We start from the raw sequence: 22,155 nt of genomic DNA, 5'->3' as shown, positions 1-22,155 counted from the left end.
TCACCGTTGTTGAGTGGTTATTCCTCTGTGAGTTACATCATGAACCTTCAAACCAAACAGATCAGCAGCCGAAAACCGCACGTGACACCCATACGTCGCCGCGGAACCGTGATGGCGATGACCGCCATCGTGTTACCTGTACTAGCGATTCTGGCAGCGTTTGCGATCAATGCGGCGCACATGCAATTGACCCGCACCGAACTCATGATCGCAACCGATGCGGCGGCGCGTGCCGCAGGCCGGACGTTTAGCGAGATTCAAACCGTCGACTCAGCGATTGATGCTGCGGTCACCACTGCCGCGCTGAACCAAGTCTATGGAGATCCGCTCCGCCTGCGATCAGGCGATGACGATGGCGAAATTGAATTCGGCAAAACCACTCAGCCCGATGGCCGAAATGGACGTTATGCGTTCACCAAAATCCCCACGGGTGACGTGAGAAATGGAGAAATCGCCAGTGCCGTTCGTGTGCATGGATTGCGACTCGATGGTTCGCTTTCGGGAAATGTTCCATTGATCATTCCAGGGCTGTTGAACACCAACGATTTCGAAACGCAATCCGATGCGGTCGCGATGCAAGTTGACCGAGATATCTCGTTGATTTTGGATCGCTCCGGATCGATGGACGACATCAATTTTCGTTGGCGCCGTGGTGAAGATCCGTTCTCCACCGAAGCCATGGATTTTGCGGTTTCTCAAGGGGAACTGAGCAGCAGCACCAACAGCAATGGCGACACCAGTTATTACTATGCCAACGGCAACGATAGTGTCACCTATCAGCAATACATGTATGAAAATTACTTTAACAAAGGAACGCCGCCGACCAACGCTTGGCAAGACCTTGTCGTTGCGGTCAACGCATTCCTAGACGTCTTGGAAGTCACCAGCCAAGAGGAACAAGTTTCCTTGGCAAGCTATTCCAGCAGTGCAACGCTCGACACATTGCTAGAGACTGACTTTGATGTCATTCGCAGCAAAGTGGACCAGCTCAATACCGGCGGCAACACCGCAATCGGCAAAGGGATGCGTGAAGGGATTTTGGGACTGCTGGATTCACGCGCCCGGCCGTTTGCCGCCAAGACGATGGTGGTGATGACCGATGGAATGCAGAACCAAACGCCCTGGGCACAGGATATCGCACGGAATCTGATGAACGGCTATGACTTGACCATCCACACAGTCACCTTTGGTGCCGGGGCCAACCAGCAAGACATGCAAGAGGTCGCTACCATCGGAGGCGGAAATCACTATCACGCAGCAACCGGAGACGATTTGGTTCGCATCTTCCGCGAGATCGCCAATAACCTGCCGACCATTCTGACCAAATAGATTCTTCTTTCATCCTTAGCATGCATCATGACCAACAATCGACGCGCTCCAACCACTCGACCTAGCGAGCGCCAAGCGGCACGGCGCCGCAGCAAGTGGGCTTTTTACGGCATTTTGGGATCGTTCGTGTTTTCGGGTGCGCTGATCTGTTGGGCATTCACAATGCCCTTTCGTAGCGGTTCGTTATCGGGCAGCGCACCGGTCAACAAACTGCCTGCGGCCGAACTGACATCGTTGGGACCGACCGCGCAAATGAATTCGGATGAATATGTCGCGTACATTCGCTCGATTGATCGAGAGTTGCACCGCAAGTACCGTGAAAAGAACCGCAGCAAAAACAGCGTGCCCAGTGAAACCGAACGCCGCAAAGCGTGGGACCAGAGCATGCAGAACCGCCGGCAGGTGGCCGCCAAGATGCAGCAGCAATCCGCAGGGAAACCGTTTGCCAAAGGGAGTGTCCAGTGGCAATACCTGAAGGAGTCGCAACAGGTTCTCGATGACACACCGGCCGGGTTTTAGGACGGCGGAGTTCGGATTGTGTCGCGCCTCGGCAGATTGTCAGCGTTGGGATCGGCAATGACCCGGCGCAAAATGGTCCCGCGCGGACTAAGATACGGCATCATCCGATTGCTTCTTCATCCTATTGCCCCCGATGAAATCCATGCGATTTCGCATCTTGATCGCTGCGCCGGCAGTGCTGGCCATCACAGGCCTGGCCGCCGTTGACTCTGACGCCCAGTTTCCGGACCCGCCGGCGGCCGTCCAGACAGATCAGCCGCCGCCCGAAGCGGATGAATTGATCCGCCAGCTCGAATCGACAGCCTCTCGCGGTGGCACCTATCGAGCGCAAGCGATTCAATCGTTGGCGCGATTGAAAGCATGGCCGCAAGTGGATCGTTGGCTGGCAAAGTTAGATGCGGTGGATGATCCCGCCGAACTGGCCCAGTCAGCTAGAACCATCGGGCCCGAGTTGTTGCTGCGGATTTCGATGCAGCCCGACATCAGTCCTGCCAGCGAGTCGGCAATCAACAAGATGTCGGCGGCGGCAAAACAGGTCAATCAATCGCTTGAGCGACTTTCCGAGGCCGTCGAGCAATTGAAGTCCGAGGACGTTGATGTGTTGTTGTCGGCCAACAGGACATTGTTGCGCGGCGGTGATGCGGCGATTCAAACGTTGGTCGCGGCGATTGCCCAAGGCTTATCCGGGAAACAGCGGATTCGCGCCCTGCAAGCGCTTCAGGCTCTCGGTGACGGTGGGCGACAAGCACTGCAGCAACTGGCACTCTACGGCGATCAAGCAGTGCGTCCCGCATCACTCGCTGCGATTGCAACGCTGGATGAAGAAAGTGCGCTCGACACGCTGCTGTCCTCTGCGCTGGCACCGCAAGCGACAGCGTCGGAGCGAGATGTCGCGCGTCAGCAATTGGGTGCCAACCAAGCACTGGAAACAGCAGACGTGATCGGCTATCTGGGCAAGCGTTTGAGTACCTTGCGTCAGATCGCCGCGCACACCCCCAACGACGCGTCTCCGGTGACGATTTGGTCGGTCGACGGCGATCGCACCGGTGTCACCGGAAACCGTAGCACCGCCATTTATCTGGCCTACCGAGATGCGTACGACGCGGCCCAGCGATTGCATCGCATCACGGCGCTGCCGCCACCGACCGCTCGCGCTGCCATGGCTGCCGATCTGGCCTATCGCGTGATGGTCGACGTGGACTGGGGCGATGAAGACCAGTTGGCCGCATTCCGGCAAACCTATCGCGATCTCGCTAGCACCAACGAACTGTTGAAGACACTGGCCGACGCGCGGGCGCTGGAGGACGTTCCGGCGTCGATCGGGTTGCTACGCGTGCTCGATGATTCGGTCAACACGCAAGCGGAGACGTCTGATGCGATCGCCGAGGCGGTGCTTCAAGCTGGCGAGGGCGGGTTCGGGCATCTGGTCGATGCGGTGCGTGACGCCCATCCACGAGTGCGCTATGAAGCGGCGCAGCTGATCGCTGACCTGCTGGAATCCAACATCATCCAACCGGATTTTGCCGGCGCAAGCTACTACCGCAAAACACTGTCTGAAATGGCGACTTTGAACAACCGTCCGCTGGCGATTTTGTTGGAGACCCGGCCGGTCGTTGCGCTTCGTCAAGAAACGATTCTCGGCCAATTGGGTTATGAAGTCCGTCTGGTCCGCTCGGCTTTGCAGGCCGAGCGCGCGATCGCCGAGGGCGGTGACGTGCAGATGGTCGTTAGTAAAATCCGGATCGCGGATGTTGCTGCCCCCGAATTGGTCGACCGAATTCGCCGACTGCCCCGTGGCAGCCGAGTCCCGATCGTGTTCTTCAATGACGACGACAATAGCCCCCAGAGCGTGCAGACGGTCGAGATTGAAACGACATCGAATCGCTGGATTAGTGAAGACACTCCCGGGGTTTATATGGTGCCCTTGCCGGGCAGCCCGGCCGCTCTGGCGGAGGTTCTGCGTGAAGTCGAAAGCAAACGCCGGCTGCCGCCGCTTTCGGTCTCCGATCGCGCAGCGTTTCAACGACGGGGCACAGCAGCGTTACAAGGCGAATCCCAGCCACGTTAGGGGGTGCCCCGTATCCGGATGAGTCGGCACACGCTAACTTCGCACTTGTGCTCGTAAGCATTTAATCTTCTGGTGACCGTGATCGCTTCATGGCAATGCTTGGCAATTCCGCGATAAATAACCACGACAACGCCTTGCCGGGAATCATCGGCAACTGCGCGGCGATGCGAGAGGTCTATCGGATCACTCGGCGGGTCGCCGTTAGCAATGCGTCGGTCCTGATTTTAGGTGAAACCGGCGTCGGAAAGGAATTGATCGCCGGTGCCGTGCACCAGTTGAGCCATCGTAGCGGCCGCCCGTTTGTCCGCGTCAATTGCGGGGCACTGAGCGAAAGTTTGCTCGAGAGTGAATTGTTCGGACACGTCCGCGGTGCCTTCACCGGCGCCGTCAGCAATCGCACCGGACGATTCGAAGCCGCCCACGGTGGCACAATTTTTCTGGACGAAATCAACAGCACGTCACTGACCTTGCAGGTCAAACTCCTGCGGGTGCTGCAGGAAAAAGAATTCGAGCGCGTCGGTGACACCAGCACCAACAGCGCGGATGTCCGGGTGATTGCGGCCAGCAACCGTGACCTGATGGGCGAAGTTCGCAGCGGTCGATTCCGCGAAGACCTTTATTGGCGATTGAACGTTGTCCCCATCGAGATTCCACCACTGCGAGAACGCCGTGACGATATTCCCACACTCGTCTCGCATTTCTTGGATCATTACAACGAACTGAACGACCGTTACGTGGCGCATATCGGCCCGGGAACAATGGATGCTCTCCAGGACTACCACTGGCCCGGCAATGTCCGTGAACTGCAGAATTATGTCGAACGGTCGGTGGTGATGGCCGAAACGGACGAGTTGACCGTCGACCTCTTGCCCGAGTGCGTCACCGATCGCCAACCCTTGGTGATCGATTCGATGGAGTCGGCCGGTCCGGTGGATTTTGACACGTTGGCCAAGTCGGTGGTGCACCTGGGGCTCCGCCAATCGGATTCGGATGCCACCGATGTTCACCGCAGTGTCGTCGAACGTGTCGAGCGGGAACTGATCTTACAGGTCCTGCAGGCCTGTAACGGGGTGCAGATCCGAGCGGCGACGCGGTTGGGAATGAATCGCAACACGTTGCACAAGAAAATCAAAGACTACGGTCTGGACGAATAGCCTTTCTGGCGGCTGGCCGACAGGCCGGCATTCGTGATGCCCGTTGCCCACCGGCAGTCGCTGACCGATCCCGTCGTGGGTCGATGGATGTTCAGTGGCTGAAAACAACTGCGTGGCAATTTTAGAAAAAGATTTGGATTCTGTGCGGACTTCATGAGATCTGCCGCGTTACTTCATGGAGCGAGGGGATCTTTTACGATTCCGATTTTTCGAGACCCTCCGAATGATTGTTTTTATTCCTCAAAGCACGCAGGAAAGTTTTCAATGAAGAACTGCGACTTTACTCTCGAGTTGGCAGATGGCACGGTGGTGGCGGTTGGTTCAATGTCCAACGCACGTCACCCCGACATCAAAGCATTTTTTCTTCCCGCCGCATCGATGATGCCTTTTAGTAGTAAAAACCTGCCGACCGCACGCCGCAGCGAAGAAACTGCGGAATCGGTTTTGACGCGGGCATTCTAGTTCTGCGGGGCGTTTAGGAACCGGCTGCGGCCAAGTGTTCCGCCACGATAGCAATCGCCGCACTCTGCATCGGAGTGCTCATGCTGGCCAGTAACGATTGTTCAGCAGCCACCTGTGCAGGCATCAACGGCAGATGAATGAACACGCTCTGTGTTCGTCGCCCCATCATTTCTGAATAATGTTGGCTGAAGAAAAGAGCCGCGTTGCACAGATAGGTTCCGGCATGGTGCGAAATTTGTGCCGGCACTCCGGCCGCCAACAAGCGTTCCAAGCAACCCTCTAGATCCAGGATTGACCGGTACGCAGCCGGTGCGTCGGTCAACAGCGGATCGCCATTGGTTCGCATGTTCAGTCCCACCGTCTCCAGTTTGACGACAGCTGTTCCTGGCGACTGGCCAAGGTGAATCGCGAAGTCAAAGTCGTGGGCAAGGTCCTGCTGCAGCTGGTCCTTCAACTTGGAAAGATCAACCGGGTAGCGTCGGGTTACGATCTCCAAATCGCCCTCGTACCAGCTGGTCAAATCGACCAGTGCGGACCAGCTCGCATTTTCTTTCCAACGCTCATACGGTTCGAATGCAGTGATTAATATTCGAGTCACGATTGTCGAAGACCGAGTGGGGGGCGAACGAGGACAAACCAATCCAGTGCATCATAGTTCACTGCTAGCGTGAGCTGGTGCGTTGGCGGGCGCAGAGTCCTCGGAATCTTGCCGGCTGATCCGCACGATTGCGGCGATGGCACTGATCTGAATCACCGCGATCATCAAGGGCGGCGTGCGACGGAGTTTGTCAAAAAACAGCCGCACCCAACTGGGTTCACGTTGCCGTTGCTGGTCCATCCATGAATTGATCGACCGGGTTTCGACGTCCGGCGAGACGTACCACAACGTCGTGTCTTCCCAGCCGTTTTTCGTCCTTCGCAATCCGGTCGGCAACGGGGCTTTGGATTCGGCCAGCGAGGATTGGCGGACGTACTCGTTTTTGAACATCGCCGGCGGCAGGCAACCGGCGGTGCACAGCAGCGTCGAGACGATCAGCAACGGAAGGGTCGCAGCGATGGGTGGCATTTTCATGACAATCCTTTATCGCACACACCGTGCCAGTGGCGTCAATTCAACCGCGTGTTGTGGCCGAGTGGATGAAAACAACCTCGGGCTTCAGATGCCAAAGATCAGTGAACACTAGGTCAATCAAACGCGCCACTAGCCAAACACGACCGTGGAACCGGCCAGATTTTCCAGCTGTTTTTTTCACCGGTTTCTCACGCCCAACCCATGTTGCGTTATTGCATCAACGCCACTCCACAGTGGTTGAGATGGGGCAACATTCTCCGGCGAGAGTGAATTGCAAAAGCGCTGGCTTCAAAACTCACGCGTCGGGTTGCGACCAAAAGGCAACGTTAAAACGGCTAGGGTTGGCCGTCAAAGATTTCGAAACTTCCTCGCGCCCGAAATGTGTCGCCGGGATTAATATCGAAGGTCCCCAGCACACAAGGCGAAACACTGAAGTAGGGCTTGTTGGGGTGTAGCCGCACGGGATGCGGATAGAACAAATCGTTGGGATCACCCCTGAATTTAATACCGGCGAGCGCTGTGTCTTGATCATCCGCATCGCCTGCCTGGACGATTCCATAAAGACTGGTCCAGTCGGGACGACTGTGGTTTCCTTGAAAGCGATCATGCCCCTCGCTGGTCAAGAATTGGTGTCGGGTCACGGCGATCGGCGGGGCGGGCTGCTTGGATTTAGATTTGGATTGTTCGTTCAAGGCCTTTGTGCCGGCCGCGGTGTACCAATCGTTGTTGCCACGAAAACCGATACCGCCGTAATGGTATTCATTGATGGTCAACGGATGCTCCGTGATATTGGTCTGGGCGATTGAAAAATCAATCACGTAGCGGGCGGCTGTTTGATCGGTCTGGTCCGCCAGACTGACCGCGACCGTCCAAACATCATCCAAAATCACGGTGCGGTTTCCGTCTTCGTCGATCGCAGCGTGGTTCAGCCCGACCTGAAACGAAGCGGTGTGCTGCTGGTTGTCGATTGCAATCACGCGGTCATGCAGAACCAATCCCGCCGATTTTCCTTGGTTCCAAAAATCAACCGGTTTGCCGCGAAAGGAAGTGTTGGTCCAAGCTGCAAATAAACCATGTTGGTGCGGGTGGTCGGGGGCAAAATCTCCACTGACCAGTTTGCCGCTCGGCGAATAAAGAGGGTGGATGTAGCCGCTGCGCTGATAGACCGAATGGGCGGGGTCCGTTGGTTTGGGGGCAACAATGTTGTACCGCAACACCTCGGCGTCACCATACGAGACGATCAGCGCCGATTCAGTTTGCGTGCAATGAAACCCAACTGTAGCTGGCCTCTGTGAGGCCGGAGTCTTGTCGTCGTCAACTGATTTCGCGTCGGCCGGATTCACTTCCGCCGACTGAGCCACCAAAGGAGCCGGATCAACCGTGCAGGTGATCACCAGAACAGCCACAGAGAGAAGGCGACAGTGGTAAATAGCGTTGGCAAACATAGCGGTACCGATGCAGACAATCACGGAAGGGGGAACGCAAACCAGCGACACCGGAACATGCCCTGGCGGTGTGATTTCCATAGCTGGATTCGCCAGGGGGCAGTCGGGCTGAACCCCGGCGGACCCAGCGACGACACTGATCGTGCCGACGAACCTAGTTCAGATTGTAGCCGCAGTCAGCATACCCCACTGTCGCCGACCGTTGTGGTGGCTGCTGTGGTGGCCGTTGCCTGTCGCATCAAACGACTTGAAACGCCGCTTTGGCTTTGCGTCTGGCGACACCGGTTGCCAGGGCGACTTCGGCGACAGCTTTGGCCACTTCGCCGGCGACGCGTCGATCGAACACACTGGGGATCACATAGTGATCGGTAAGGTTTTCGGGATCGATGACGTCGGCGATCGCGTCGGCCGCTGCCAATTTCATCTCGTTGTTGATGGCGCTGGCACGAACGTCCAAGACACCTCGAAAGAGCCCTGGGAAACACAACACGTTGTTGATTTGATTGGGAAAATCGCTGCGTCCGGTGGCGATGATGCGGGCATGATTTTCGGCCAGCATCGGATTGATTTCCGGATCGGGATTGGCCAGAGCAAAGACAACCGCATCGTCAGCCATCGAATCGATGTCTTCGACCTTGAGCACGTCGGCGACGCTGACGCCGACGAATACGTCTTGGCCGCGAATGGCTTGCGAGAGCGATCCGGCGACGCCTTCGCGGTTGGTGTTGGCGGCCAACCAGACTTTGATCGGGTTGTCACCAATGTCCGTGCGTTGTTGATTGATCGCACCTCGGCTGTCACAGACGATGACGTTTTTGACACCGGAGCACATCAGCAATTTTGCAATCGCCGTTCCGGCGGCCCCCGATCCGTTGATCAGGACGCGGACACTGGACATCTCTTTGCCGATCAGTCGCAGCGAGTTCTTCAGCCCGGCCAGCACGACGATCGCGGTGCCATGCTGGTCGTCGTGAAAGACAGGGATCTCCAGTTCTCGTTCCAATCGTTCTTCGATTTCGATGCAACGTGGCGCGGAGATGTCTTCCAGATTGATCCCGCCGAATGTCGGGGCCAACCTGCGAACCGTCTCGATGATCTCTTCGGTGTCTTGGGTGTCCAAGCAGATCGGAAAGGCATCGACGCCACCGAATTCTTTGAACAACATCGCTTTGCCTTCCATGACCGGCATCGCGGCGCGTGGCCCGATGTTCCCCAGTCCCAACACGGCGCTGCCGTCGCTGACCACCGCCACGGTGTTTTTACGAATGGTCAATGCGAAGGAGGAATCCGGATCATCATGAATCGACATGCACACCCGGGCGACACCGGGCGTGTAGGCCATCGAAAGGTCATCACGTGTTTTGATCGGCGTTTTCGAATTGACTTCGATCTTGCCGCCCAAGTGCATTAGGAACACTCGGTCGGAAACATTAACGACTTGTATACCGTCAATTTTTTTCAACTGCGCAACGATCCGCTGGCCGTGTTCCACGTTGGACGCATTGATGGTGATGTCGCGCGAGATCTGGCCGTCGGTGACACCCACGATATCGACCGCACCGATAAACCCTTCCGCCTCGCCAATTGCAGTGGTGATTCGGCCTAGCAACCCCGGCTGATCGCGATAACGCAGACGGACGGTGATGGCGTAGGAGGGGCTTTGCTGGGACATGTTCAGTGGAAAATTAAGAGTTGTATTCGTATCGCAAACGCAATCAGCCGATTGCCGGATCGCTCACACCAGGAACGTGGAGCGGTCAATCACTGATGGAACTGGGCAGCGCGGTATCAAGAGAAGGATCGGATGCGAACAGCGCTGGCCTGGCCTTGCGGTGTCACATTGACGTTGATGAACTGGGATCCCGCCGCAGTAGAACCATCGACACAGGCATTAATCGGGCAATCGTCCGAAAGCGAATCACAGTTAAGGATCGGGAACAGTTCACCGCCGAGGGCCTTCAAACTGGCGATGGTCTCGACCATCCCACCGCCGGCCCCCAGGTTGCCGAGATTGCCTTTGGCAGTGGTCACCGGCGGCTGCTTGTCGGCTGAACCAAAGACCGCTTCGATGGCGGCCGATTCTTGGGCATCACATTCCACCGTGCCCAGGCCATGCGCATGGATGTGACCAATGTTTTCAGCAGGCTCATCGCCCAGCGCGGCACGCAAAACATTGCGGATCGCGGTTTGTAAAAATGTTTTGCCAAATGCTGGTCCGACGGCACTGCTGCCGTAACCGACGATTTCACCCAGAATCGTCGCGCCACGGGCTTGAGCATGTTCAAGCGTTTCACAGACCATCGCACCGGCGCCTTCACCGAGCACGCTGCCGTCGCGTTGGGCGTCAAACGGGCGGCTCATTTTTGTCGGATCGGATCGGTTGGCTGCCAACGTTTCCTGCATGTCGGCATGCAGTGAACGCAGCGGGTGAATCCGGCTGCCGGTCGAACCGACGATTAAAACGTCGGCGTGACCACGGGAGATGGTCGAATAGGCTTCTGCGATCGCGGCGCCCGCCGAAGCTTCGCGGACGGTGATCGAATTGTTCGGGCCGCGCAGGTCGTTGTAAATTGCGATGTGGCTGGCCGGCATGTTCGGCAGGTATTTCAACAGCCACAGCGGATTGATTTCCGGTTTGCCTTGATCGCCCCATTTGGTGAAATCAAAGTTCCCTTCGTCGTCGGTACACTTGCCGATTCCCACGGCAAATTCCTCCGGCAACGACATGATGTAGTCACATCCATACAGCACGCCGGTGCGGTCGCGATCTCGATCTTCGGGGGTCAATCCGGCGTCGGTCAGCGCCAGTTGAGCGACGGCGACGCCCATTTCAATTTCGCGGCACATCACCTTGCTGCCTTTACGGATCGTACGCTGCAGCTTTTTGTCCATCGGGCCGTAATCCGAAATGTCGCCGCTGAAATCCGATGCCTCGGCACCGAAGTCGATCGACAATACGCCGCGGGGGACCTGGGTCAGAGCTGCGACGCCGCTGGCGCGGCCGCGCAGATCTGTGATCAGTTTATTGGGATCATTTCCCAAGGGAGTGACCACACCAACACCGGTGATGACGACTCTTGGGGACGGGACATTTTCCATGAAACAGCCGATCGACTCGGGGCGTGAATAAAAACCGGTCGGCATTTTAGACGTTCGCCCGGTCGACACAGAGGGGGCATGTTGGCGACGGCCGGTTAATAACGTCCGCGATTCGGGGCACTGGCACCGGACGAGATATGTGGCGTCGTCAAGGTGCTGGTCAGATTGTCGGCGGCCCGACCACGAAATGCGATGAACATCAACGCGTCGGCTCGTCCGGGCGTGGTTCCGGTCAACATGTTCAGATTCAGCAGCGGAACCGACGATTGCGGCCGTTCGGGGCTGGCAATCACACCGCAGGAAAGCAGCAGCACCATGTCCGAGGGCCAACGGAACCGTTCGTGAAGTTTCCAGGAAACGACTTGGGGGACGTCAATTTGAGCCCGGTGGATTTGGGCATTGGGCAGCGGCAGGTCCAATTCGACGGCATTGAGTTTGTCGACTTGGTCGATTTTGGCGTCAATCACACAATCAATACTCGCCCCGTCCACACTTAGCAGCGGGCTGATCGACAGCTGATACCCCTCCTGGATCTCACCGGTTTCGGGTTCATAGGGGGGCCATCCGGTCGCGGCCCGTTTGACATTGCGGACATAGTTCCGGCCACGTGTGCTGGCCAATTTTTGCGTCTGGCCGTTGTGCGTGATCATATCCAAGGCGTGGACTTGGCGGGTATCGGTGCGTTGCCGCAGCTGATTCAACACCAACGCCGCGTTTTCTTTGCTCAACAACCACGCTTGCACGCCGGGCGAATCAACATTGACGTGCTGCATCAATAAATGCGCCTGGCTACGCCAATTGGGGCTGCCAACGGTCATCACTCGCAGCGAAAGAACCTGGGGGTCTTTTTCCCCCGAAACAAAGCGATCGACAATTCCCGAGACCACTTCGTGCATTTCACGGGTGTGATAGACAGATAATTTGTCGCGTGTCGCGTTCATGAACCCGAACGGGGACGTGAACCAGGGGTCGGTCCCGGTTTCGCGGATCAGCCAGTCGACAATGGCCTGCTCCGGCTTGTCTTGGTTCTGTAGGTAGCCGGTGTAGGGCGTCAGGTCGTAGGAACGAAATTCCTGGCCGGCATTGTTGGGCAGTTTGCCGCCCCCTTGCAGTTGTTCGCCTGATGGCGCGCCTTGATTCTGCATGCTCGGTGGGGTTTGCAAACCGCCGCGTGCCTGGGCCTGACCGCCAGCGCTGGCATCGGGCAAATTATTCCCTTGTGCAACCACCAGGTTCTTGGGTGTGCAAAAAACGAATGAAAACGCCGTGATCGTCATCGCGACGGCAGTGATAAATCGTCTGGGATTAAAACGCATGGCAGTCCATTCCTTCTAGAAATTGACGAACGGCATCGGTTCCGGTCGTTGCTTTGAACTTTGGCTATAGCGGGCGCCGTGGGTTCGCGGCAAGGTCTGTTCCCAGTCGAACTTTCCAGCCCTCCCCTCCCATAGGCTTGCATCCATTCCACTGTGGGGGCATAACATAGGGGGGGCCACCAGTGCCACCTACGCGGTTTGTCAGCCGTTGTGCTGTGGAAATCGCAGGATCTGTGGATTGGGAACGCGAACTTTGTCGCACCAAACAGCCGATTTCCAGGAAGCATTCGAGATGAACGAGCTGCCGGAAGCATCACCGCAACACACTGTTTCACTCGCCGAGGCTGACGAACAGGATCCGCGATCCGATTTGCCACCCCAGAGGGCCGAACTGGAGCAGGTTTACCTGCAGCGGCTGCGTGAGCTGAAACTGCAATTGCGAAAAACCCGCAGCGAAGCCAGTGCAGCACGACTCGACGCGCGCGCCGCGGAATTGGAGCTGCGAATCCGGCGGCTGTCCGAGCGTGGCCCGACGGCGTCGGATTCGCATTCGAGTCCGACAGACATTCGATTCGATCACGCTGTGAATCGAATCGGCGCTCCCAAGTATCGACTGATCACGACGACTCTTCCGTTTAAGAGCTGGGACGATTTTCGTCGTGTGATTCGATCCGCCGGTGAGTCGCCGACGGCCTCGCCACCGGATTCCGAGTCACCATCGCGGCCTCGCAGAGACTCGCTGCACCGCAGGGATTCCGCGCATCCAACTCCCCGGCGACCACAAGCGATCGAAACACGTCCCCTGGGAAAGCAACGTCCAACGCAAACGCCGCCGGGCCGAACGCCTCGGACACCGGATCGATCGGCGACCACAGCGCTGATCGATGTGGCCAGCGCGGGCGAAACCAAGTCCCCGTCAGCGCGCCGCGGCAAGCGGCGCGCATGGTTGCTGAGCGGTCTGGTGCATTTTGTCTTACTTGTCTTGCTGGGTTGGTTCACGCTGTCAACGACCGTGCCACGCGACCAAATTGCAATTGCCGGATCGTTCTCAGAAACCGACCAGCCGGCGATCGAATCGGTTCAGATCGAATCGGTAGAAATGCCGCTCGATCCGACTGAGCCGATGCCGAGTGAAACCGAATATGAAATCAGCGATGTCGGGGAGATCGCAATCGAGACGCTGGTTGCCAAGGTGCCGGTGATGCAACCCCGGTCGCTGGCCGAGTCGATGTTGAGCCGTCAATCGATCAGCACCGCTGCGATGTCGTTGAAATCGGATTCCGATGCCAAAATCCAGTTTTGCGGCGTCGAGGGCGGCGGCAATCATTTCGTCTATCTGGTCGATAGCAGCGGCAGCATGAAAGGCGCCTTCGATTCGGCGCGCCAGGCATTGTTGCGTTCGATCGAGGTCTTGAAACCGGATCAGCGTTTCTACGTAGTGTTTTTTGACGCCGAATCAGATTACATGCGAGTGTCATCGCCGGATCAAGATGAACCCCACAGCGTTTTCGCCACTGCCAAAAACAAGCAGGCGCTGATGCGTTGGGCGATGTCGATTCAGATGGATCGCGGGCAAGCTCCCTACGAGCCTTTGGAATTTGCAATCGAGTTGGGGCCGGACGTCATTTTCTTGCTGTCCGACGGCGAATTCCCCCAAAAAATCGAAGATCTACTGGGACGTATCAACCGTGTCGAAAACCTGTTCGGCGACAGCGGGCCGATCAGTATTGTGCACACGATCGGCTACCACAGTCGTGAAGGAGAAAGCCGAATGAAGCGAATAGCCCAACAGAATGGTGGGCAATATCGGCACGTCCCTAAACCCTAATATCAATCGCGTTCGATCCAGGGATTGTCCAGGTCATCGGATTTGACTTCGTCGGTGATGAACTTGACGATTTCGGGAATCACGGTGGGAGACCCGGAAACCAGACTCGGTCCGCCCAACGGTTCTTTGACCGTCAGCAATTTCAAGCCTTCGGGATCTTTGTCACCGCTGATTTTTTTCTTCATCACTTCCACGCGTTTGTAAATCCGATCCGCATCGGACTGTTCGTTGGACCCTTCACCAACGACGATCATGGTCGGCAATGAGGCAATGTTTGGGTCGGTCAATGCGGATTCAACCGGCACGCCCTTTAGCAACCGTTTGGGCGAAATCATCACCAGGCCTTTGACATCGTGGCCTTGTTTGCGTGTGCCGACGTTTGGAAATTGCCAGTCTCGCTGTGCCCATAGCATCGCTGGGACACAGCCGTCACGAACACCGATCACAACCAGTGCATTGAGGTTTAATTTGCCATCGTTGTTTTCCCGTTGCAGAAATCGTTTGGCTTCCTCCAGGTCATACCGCACGATGTCCAGGACATGCCCCTTGTTCATCGTTTTCAGATTGAACTCCTGGGTCTTTCCGAATCGGTCTTTGTATTCACGCGATCCGCCGTGGCCTCGATAGTCCAGCGCCAACACCGCGCAGCCGGATTTCTGCAGCGTCAGGCACAGCGTTCCATAGGGCGCTTTCTGACCTTTCCACTCGTGAACCAATAGGACGGGGACCGCTGCCTTGCCCTTGTTGGATCCAAAGTAATACGCCGTCAGATCAACGCCGTCTTTGGTCCGCAACGTTTCCGGTCGCGGTTTGGGCAGTGGTTCCGCTCTCTTTTTCGCCGTCTGTGCCAACACTGGTGTGGGGAGCGCGAGCAGCATCGCGAACACAGTGAAGACCATTCCGACAGACAAACGACGCATTCCAAGACTCCTATACAGATCAAACTTTCTTTCATCACCGCAGCGCGGGTGCCGCGGTGAGGTGAACCAGTCCCTCTATTATGCACGGAATCGGCAGCGAATGCTTAATTAAGCACCGCTAAAAATGCCCGCATCCAGGCCGGATGTGCCGGCCAGGCCGGTGCGGTGACCAAATGGCCGCAGGTATGGGCCGAATCCATGCCGTCGGCGGGCGGCTGATATTCACCGCCGCCGGCAGTGACTTCGAATTTAACCGCGGGGTAACAACTGCACTCTTTTCCCTGCAGAACGCCGGCCGCCGCTAGAATTTGGGGACCGTGACAAATCGCGGCGATCGGCTTTTTCGCCGAATCAAATTCCTGGACAATTTCCAACACCCGATCGTTCAGTCGCAGATATTCCGGGGCCCGACCACCCGGCAAAACCAAGGCGTCATAAGCCGCCACGTCGACGCCGGCAAAATCCGCCGTGATCGCAAATCGGTGCCCCGGTTTCTCGCTATAAGTCTGGTCGCCGTCAAAATCGTGGATCGCAGTCGCAACCGTATCGCCCGCGGTCTTGTCGGGGCACACCGTGTCAACCTGATGACCCACGGTCTGCAAAATCTGCAGCGGAACCATCGCTTCGTAGTCCTCTACATAGTCGCCAACGATCATCAAGATTTTTTTAGTCATCAGGTCAAACCTGTGTGTGTAGTTCAGGAGAGGGGTTTGAATCAGGCGCCGCCGAATTAATTTGAAACGAGAGACTTCATCTGAATTCCCTCGCTGACGGGTTTTGAAGTTGCGAGTCTATCGCAACCCGACGCATGAGCGAGTGATTTTGGGTGTTCACTGGATCCCTCGCGGACGCGTCAATTCGCAGTCGAAAAAACCGCCGGGACGACGGTGATTTTGCGACCTAGACTGACAGGATAAAACTTACTTCGAGGGCAATGTTTGTGCGATATGTGACTTTCTTGGGCATGATTTGGTTGGGCTCGCTTGTTTGCGCGGCGGGATCGTCGCCCACCGGTTGGAGCCCCGTGGTGTTGCCGACGGGGACCTATCGGACACAGATCAAATCGTTGCCGATTCATCAACGTCCGGGTCGACCGTTGCACGTTTATGGAAATTTCATCCGACTGATGGACCAATCCGAACGCGACCAAACCATTCGCCCGATCCGCCAAGTTTTCTTTGGCACGCACGACCTGCGAGCCGAACGCGAACGATTTCGCTAGTGACGCGTTAAACGTAGACCCTCGGGTTATTGGTTTGTTCGGTCGCTCCGAATTCTCCACTTGGAATTCGCCTATTCCTGGTCAACCGCCAGGGGTATGATGACTGTCGTCCGAAATCCTTTTGTCCGGCAATCGTTTCAATGAATCGAATTGTTTCACTACTGCTGATTCCAATGATCATGCTGGGGTATGGGTTGCCCCATTCGCATGGTGGATCTGGCGTTGTGGAACCGAATGGTCACTCACAACGGGCACACATTCACCTGTCCGCTGGCCATCATCACGACCACGATGGCAGTGACAATCAGCATGATGATTCCACTGCCCAGCATCATGCAGACCATTACGGGCCTGCGCTAAACTGCGTTCTTTCGACTGCCACCGACCATGATTCGGACGCGATCTATTTCGCTGAGTCCAAGTTGGTGACCAGTCGAAGTGTTTGCGTGCCGCAAATGGATTCACCAGTCCTGGTCTTGTTATCGCAGACGGGGTTGGTTTTGTGTGATGTTCGCGCCAGGTGGCGTTTGGTTGGTGCACCTGTCCGCACGGTCGGGCTGCCGATCTATCTTTTGACAGCTTCTCTTCGGCTGTAGCAGACGCTTGCTCGCTTGGTTTGAATGATTGCGTGATTGCGCATTCGAAGTCCCTGCGAGTTTCGTTTTAGCGATCTATCCCTCGATCGATGGTCTTTGAACACGGTTCGTTTTCAAACGCCAAGACGATCTCTGTTGTCTGCATTTCACACGCCGCCGCTCTCGGCTGCGCGGTGAGCGATGCAGGCTGAACACTCATCCCGAATCAATGACCATGAAACGTGTGAAATCCATTTCGAGAACCCTCATCGGGCCGGCCATCATGATTGTTGCTGTCGCCACGGTCTGGTTTTACCGGAACGAATTATGGGAACGTCATCAAGCGAACGAGGCATCTATCAAAGATCCGTCGGAACCGACTGCAGAACCGCAATCCGTGCTTGAGATCAGTGAACAAGCGAGGAAAAACATGGGTTTGGTTTCCGCACCGGCACGTTCACAAACCTATTGGCGAACGGTCACGATTCCGGGGGTTGTTGCCGACCGACCGGGGTATTCCGACCGTGGTGTGACTTCGCCCGCAGTCGGAATCGTGACGTCGATTCACGCCTTCCCTGGTGACACCGTACGACCGGGCCAGACATTGACCACGGTGCGATTGTTTAGTGAGTATTTACAGAACACTCAGTCTCAACTGTTCAAAGCGAATCAAGAAATTGGCATCGTCCAAGCGGAGATCGAACGGTTGAGTCGCGCGGTCGACACGGGAGCGGTTTCGCAAGCCAAATTGATCGAACTGCGAGCGGAAATGAGCCGTCAGAGGGCCATCGTGCAATCCTCTCGGCAAGATTTGTTGACTCGCGGTTTACCCCCGCAGCAGATTGATCGCGTTGAGCAGCAGGGGCAATTCGTTTCGGCGATCAACGTCACGGCGCCGCCGATGTCGCAACCCTCGGCGGCCGGCGACCAACCCGATCACCAAATCCGTCCGGTCAGTTTGATCACCAATGCCAGGTCGCCTGACGACGTGGCGTACGAGATTCAAGAGTTGAGTGTGGAATTAGGTCAGCAAGTTCAAGCAGGCCAACTGCTGGTGAAGTTATCCAATCATCAATCGTTGTACGTGGTCGGGCATGCCTTCAAACGCGAGGCGTCGTTTTTGGAAGACGCAGCGAAAACCGGGCGGCCTATCGAGATCGAGTTTGCCGACGATCAGGCCGACGACTGGTCGCCGTTGGAACAAACCTTTCAGATTCGGCACCTGGCCAATTCGATTGATACCGACAGCCGTACCTTCGATTTTTTCATACCGCTTTCGAATCAATCGCACGCCTACGACAAATCGGGGAAACAGTTTGTGGTGTGGCGATTCCGGCCGGGGCAACGAACCCGCATCCATGTGCAAGTGGAACCATTTGAGGACGTGTTTGTTCTGCCATCCGAAGCCGTCGTTCGCGAAGGGCCCGAGGCCTATGTGTTCCGCCAGAACGGTGATCTGTTCAAACGGTTGCCTGTTCATGTGGTGCATGAAGATCGCCGTTGGAGTGTGATCGCAAACGATGGAACTATCACCGCCGGCAGCTATCTGGCGCAGAGTTCTGCGGCGTCGTTAAATCGAGTTCTGAAAGCACAAACCGCTAGCGGTGACCAGCCCGGTGTGCACGTGCACCCCGACGGCACTACACACGCCGCTCACTAGGAATTCAAGATGCTTGATTCAATCATTCGGTTTTCACTGCGCTACCGCATGTTGGTGGTTGTCATCAGTTTGGCGGTGCTCGTTTATGGATCGTATCTCGCCACGCAGATGTCGATCGATGTCTTTCCCGACCTCGACCGCCCGCGCGTTGTCATCATCACCGAAGCACCAGGGCTGGCGACCGAAGAAGTGGAAACGCTGGTGACCCAGCCGATCGAAATTGCGTTGATGGGTGCCAATGGTGTGCAAGCGGTCCGCAGCCAATCAACGGCCGGTCTAAATGTCATTTACGTCGAATTTGATTGGTCGACGGAAATTCGGGCAGCGCGTCAAACGGTCCAGGAACGATTGACCACACTCGAAGGCATTCTGCCTGACCGTGTGCGTCCGCAAATGACGCCACCGTCGTCCATCATGGGTCAGATCGTCGTCGCCGGAATCTATCGTCAAGACGGACCAAACGGCGGTCGACTGGCACAGCTCGGAAACTCCGCCTTGATGGCCGAAATGGTTGACAGCAGTCACGACCAGCCGCTGATTGACGTTTGGAGTCCTGGCGATCGACATGACCTTTCGACTTGGACCAAGCTTGAGCCGTCCAACATCCAGTGGACCAACACGCCCATCAATGCATCCAAAGACAAATCGCTGGGACAGGGCATTGCCACCCTGACCGTCAACGGCAAGTCCTATGAAGCAACATTTGACAGCGATGCTCACCAGCAGATTGACCTGCGCACCATTGCTGATTGGGTGATTCGGCCGCGACTGTTGAAAGTCACCGGAGTCGCGGAGGTATTCATGTTAGGCGGTGATCGAAAGCAGTATCAAATCCTGATCGATCCCACGGCGCTGTTGGAATACGACGTTACCGTTCAAGACGTTGCCGCGGCACTGCGTGAAAGCAATATCAACACAAGCGGTGGGTTTGCGATCACCGGTGAAACCGAGCGTCCCATCCGTGTGCTGGGGCGATTGGGACCGCAGCCCCGACTGGTGATCGAAGATTTGAAGCAGATCCCTGTGGGCAATCATCCGCGACGCTCGGTACTGTTGGAGCAGGTCGCTCGAGTGACCGAGGGGGCGCAGCTAAAACGCGGTGATGGAAGTATCGACGGACGACCTGGGATCGTGTTCACCACGGTCAAACAACCGCATGTCGACACTCGAAAATTGACCGATGACGTCGCCCTGGCGTTCCACGAAGTCGAGTCGTCGTTGCCCGCAGACATCGTCGTCAACAGTGAGCTGTTTCGGCTGAAAAACTTCATCGACCGCGGCATCTTCAACGTCGCCGAAACGCTGGCGATCGGTGCGCTGCTGGTCATCATCGTGCTGTTTCTGTTCTTACTGAATTTTCGCACGACATTCATCACGCTGACTGCGATTCCGTTGTCATTGGTCCTGACCACATTGGTGTTTCGCGTGATCGGGATGTTCAGTGAAAGCGAGTTGTCGATCAATGTCATGACACTTGGCGGCATCGCCGTTGCCATGGGCGAATTGGTCGATGATGCAATCGTTGATGTCGAAAACATCTTCCGCCGCTTGAAACAAAACAACGCCTTGCCAAGTGAAAAGCAACGGCGGTCGATTGTTGTAGTCTTTGATGCCAGTAAAGAAATTCGCAGCTCGATCGTGTTCGGCACCGCGGTCGTGATCCTGTCGTTCCTGCCGTTGTTCGCTTTGTCGGGCGTCGAAGGGCGGCTGTTCACGCCGCTCGGTTTTGCCTACATCGTCTCGATTCTCGCATCATTTGTCGTTTCGATGACGGTTACCCCGGTGCTGGCGTATTACCTGTTGCCACAATCCGCAGCAACCCATCGTCCGGGCGACGGTTTCTTGCTGGCTGGTTTAAAACGGATCGTCACTCCGCTAATTCAACTGAGTCTCAAGGTCCCAAGGCTACTACTGGCGTTGACTTGGGTCGCCGTGGGAATTGCGGGATTGCAGATGTCGCAGCTGGGCAAAAATTTCCTGCCGCCGTTCGACGAGGGCAGCATTCAGGTCAACGTCACACTGCCCCCGGGATCTTCGCTGGATGCTTCCAACGAGGTGTCTGCCGCAATTGATTCGGTGTTCCAGGGGATGCAAAAAAGTAGCGATCATCCGGAGGGTGAAATTTTGCATTTTGTACGCCGAACCGGACGTGCCGAGATGGATGAGCACGCGTCGCCCGTTCATTTTGGCGAATACATTCTGAGTATGAATCCAGAATCGCCGACGCGGCGCAGCGAAATCCTGTCGCGATTACGAGAACGAATTCGGGTCGAAGCACCGGGCGTTGACATCGAAGTAGAACAACCGTTGGCACACTTGATCAGCCACATGATCTCCGGCGTGTACGCGCAAATCGCAATCAAGATTTACGGCGACGATCTTGACACGTTGCAACGGGTCGCGTCACAGGTCAAGGACACGATTGATGGCGTGCCAGGCATCACGCCGCCGATCGTCGAAGCCATTCAAGAAACGTCGGAGTTGCATATTGAATTGCGGGCGGAAGATTTAGCCCTGTATGGACTGACACGTCAATACGTTGCCGACGTATTGCAAACTGCTTTGCAAGGCGAGGTCGTCTCGGAAGTGTTGGAAGGCCAGCGCCGATTCGATCTCTTGGTTCGTTTGGAAGAGGAGTATCGAACGGATTATGCCAATTTGGATCGGTTGCGGATCGACCTGCCACATGTCGTCGGTGACACCGAGCGTGGACAAATCGAACTGCGCGAGGTTGCCGATGTCAGCGAAGGGGCGGGGCCCAATTCGATCAACCGAGAAAATGCTCGACGGCGAATCGTGATTCGCTGCAACACCGAAGGTCGTGATCTGGCCGGGGCCGTCGGCGACATCAAACGCCGGATCGGCGATCGAATTCAATTGCCGGTCGGCTACTTCATCGAGTACGGCGGACAGTTTGAAAGTCAGCAACGGGCGACGCAGATGATCATCGTGCTCGCTGGCATTTCAATTGTCGGAATGTTTGTCGTGCTGTTGATCCTGTTTCCATCGGTACGGATCGTGTTGCAGATTCTAAATGCCCTGCCGACCGCATTTATTGGTGGTGTGATGGCACTGATGATCACGCAGCAGAGTTTGACGGTCGCAAGTTTGGTCGGATTCATCTCGCTGGGCGGCATCGCGGTTCGCAACGGCATTCTGTTGGTCACGCACTACTTCCATTTGATGAATCAGGAAGGCGATGAATTCACACAAGAGATGGTGGTGCGAGGAAGTCTGGAGCGATTGGCGCCGGTCTTAATGACGGCGCTGACCGCCGGGATCGGACTGATTCCACTTGTGTTGGGCGGACAAGAACCCGGGCGTGAAATCCTGTATCCGGTCGCCACGGTCATTTTGGGCGGACTAACCACGTCAACCTTTTGCGAATTCCTGATTCATCCCGGATTGTTTTGGACGTTCAGTGGCAATGACGCCGCGCGGCTGGCCAAACAAGCATCAGAGGAGGATCCACTGGCAATGAATTGA

General features: G+C 56.3%; 18 protein-coding genes. 10 read left to right on the top strand and 8 right to left on the bottom strand.

Annotated features, from left to right (window positions below):
• Positions 1-39: 39 nt before the first annotated feature.
• The 5 genes from NHH03_RS13550 to NHH03_RS13530 all read left to right on the top strand — a co-directional run bounded on the left by NHH03_RS13550 (position 40) and on the right by NHH03_RS13530 (position 5,532).
• Positions 40-1,329 carry a vWA domain-containing protein gene (locus NHH03_RS13550; RefSeq protein WP_253156935.1) on the top strand — a complete coding sequence of 430 codons (1,290 nt, stop codon included), beginning with the start codon at positions 40-42 and terminating at the stop codon, positions 1,327-1,329.
• 27 nt (positions 1,330-1,356) lie between these two features.
• Positions 1,357-1,848: a hypothetical protein gene (locus NHH03_RS13545; protein WP_253156929.1), complete on the top strand. Its 492-nt coding sequence runs from the start codon at positions 1,357-1,359 to the stop codon at positions 1,846-1,848.
• A 142-nt stretch (positions 1,849-1,990) separates the two neighbouring features.
• On the top strand, positions 1,991-3,916 hold the full coding sequence (locus tag NHH03_RS13540) for a hypothetical protein (protein ID WP_253156927.1): 1,926 nt from the start codon (positions 1,991-1,993) through the stop codon (positions 3,914-3,916).
• A gap of 164 nt (positions 3,917-4,080) precedes the next feature.
• On the top strand, positions 4,081-5,070 hold the full coding sequence (locus tag NHH03_RS13535; RefSeq protein WP_253156970.1) for a sigma-54 interaction domain-containing protein: 990 nt from the start codon (positions 4,081-4,083) through the stop codon (positions 5,068-5,070).
• Positions 5,071-5,334: 264 nt separating this feature from the next.
• Positions 5,335-5,532 carry a hypothetical protein gene (locus tag NHH03_RS13530; RefSeq protein ID WP_253156925.1) on the top strand — a complete coding sequence of 66 codons (198 nt, stop codon included), beginning with the start codon at positions 5,335-5,337 and terminating at the stop codon, positions 5,530-5,532.
• A 13-nt stretch (positions 5,533-5,545) separates the two neighbouring features.
• Here NHH03_RS13530 and NHH03_RS13525 read toward each other — a convergent pair whose 3' ends face one another.
• The 6 genes from NHH03_RS13525 to NHH03_RS13500 form a co-directional block, all read right to left on the bottom strand.
• A complete protein-coding gene (locus tag NHH03_RS13525; protein WP_253156923.1) occupies positions 5,546-6,130 on the bottom strand; it encodes a pyroglutamyl-peptidase I family protein in 585 nt (194 codons plus the stop codon).
• 51 nt (positions 6,131-6,181) lie between these two features.
• Positions 6,182-6,604, bottom strand: a complete 423-nt coding sequence (locus NHH03_RS13520; protein WP_253156921.1) for a hypothetical protein — start codon at positions 6,602-6,604, stop codon at positions 6,182-6,184.
• A gap of 335 nt (positions 6,605-6,939) precedes the next feature.
• Positions 6,940-8,049, bottom strand: a complete 1,110-nt coding sequence (locus tag NHH03_RS13515) for a DUF6807 family protein (RefSeq protein WP_253156919.1) — start codon at positions 8,047-8,049, stop codon at positions 6,940-6,942.
• A gap of 238 nt (positions 8,050-8,287) precedes the next feature.
• A complete protein-coding gene (locus tag NHH03_RS13510; RefSeq protein WP_253156917.1) occupies positions 8,288-9,721 on the bottom strand; it encodes an NAD-dependent malic enzyme in 1,434 nt (477 codons plus the stop codon).
• Between the two features lie 116 nt (positions 9,722-9,837).
• Positions 9,838-11,148 carry a beta-ketoacyl-[acyl-carrier-protein] synthase family protein gene (locus tag NHH03_RS13505; RefSeq protein WP_253156968.1) on the bottom strand — a complete coding sequence of 437 codons (1,311 nt, stop codon included), beginning with the start codon at positions 11,146-11,148 and terminating at the stop codon, positions 9,838-9,840.
• A 95-nt stretch (positions 11,149-11,243) separates the two neighbouring features.
• Positions 11,244-12,464 carry a hypothetical protein gene (locus NHH03_RS13500; RefSeq protein ID WP_253156916.1) on the bottom strand — a complete coding sequence of 407 codons (1,221 nt, stop codon included), beginning with the start codon at positions 12,462-12,464 and terminating at the stop codon, positions 11,244-11,246.
• A gap of 292 nt (positions 12,465-12,756) precedes the next feature.
• Between NHH03_RS13500 and NHH03_RS13495 the strand changes: the two genes are divergently transcribed.
• Positions 12,757-14,292: a hypothetical protein gene (locus NHH03_RS13495; RefSeq protein WP_253156915.1), complete on the top strand. Its 1,536-nt coding sequence runs from the start codon at positions 12,757-12,759 to the stop codon at positions 14,290-14,292.
• 2 nt (positions 14,293-14,294) lie between these two features.
• On the opposite strand, the gene NHH03_RS13490 is transcribed toward NHH03_RS13495, so the two are convergent.
• On the bottom strand, positions 14,295-15,212 hold the full coding sequence (locus NHH03_RS13490; protein ID WP_253156914.1) for an alpha/beta hydrolase: 918 nt from the start codon (positions 15,210-15,212) through the stop codon (positions 14,295-14,297).
• A gap of 104 nt (positions 15,213-15,316) precedes the next feature.
• On the bottom strand, positions 15,317-15,886 hold the full coding sequence (locus NHH03_RS13485; protein ID WP_253156913.1) for a DJ-1/PfpI family protein: 570 nt from the start codon (positions 15,884-15,886) through the stop codon (positions 15,317-15,319).
• 260 nt (positions 15,887-16,146) lie between these two features.
• On the opposite strand from NHH03_RS13485, the gene NHH03_RS13480 reads away from it, so the two are divergent.
• The 4 genes from NHH03_RS13480 to NHH03_RS13465 all read left to right on the top strand — a co-directional run bounded on the left by NHH03_RS13480 (position 16,147) and on the right by NHH03_RS13465 (position 22,155).
• Positions 16,147-16,434, top strand: a complete 288-nt coding sequence (locus NHH03_RS13480) for a hypothetical protein (RefSeq protein WP_253156912.1) — start codon at positions 16,147-16,149, stop codon at positions 16,432-16,434.
• Positions 16,435-16,623: 189 nt separating this feature from the next.
• Positions 16,624-16,794 (top strand): hypothetical protein, encoded by a 171-nt coding sequence (locus NHH03_RS13475; protein ID WP_253156911.1) that lies wholly within the window; start codon positions 16,624-16,626, stop codon positions 16,792-16,794.
• A 498-nt stretch (positions 16,795-17,292) separates the two neighbouring features.
• Complete coding sequence (locus NHH03_RS13470; protein ID WP_253156910.1) at positions 17,293-18,669, top strand: efflux RND transporter periplasmic adaptor subunit; 1,377 nt, start codon at positions 17,293-17,295, stop codon at positions 18,667-18,669.
• A gap of 9 nt (positions 18,670-18,678) precedes the next feature.
• Complete coding sequence (locus NHH03_RS13465) at positions 18,679-22,155, top strand: efflux RND transporter permease subunit (protein ID WP_253156908.1); 3,477 nt, start codon at positions 18,679-18,681, stop codon at positions 22,153-22,155.

It is taken from the genome of Stieleria tagensis (assembly GCF_024129865.1).
In the GTDB taxonomy this organism is placed as follows: domain Bacteria; phylum Planctomycetota; class Planctomycetia; order Pirellulales; family Pirellulaceae; genus Stieleria; species Stieleria tagensis.
Note: the sequence above shows the minus strand (reverse complement) of the source record. Positions and strands in the feature narration are given on the sequence as shown.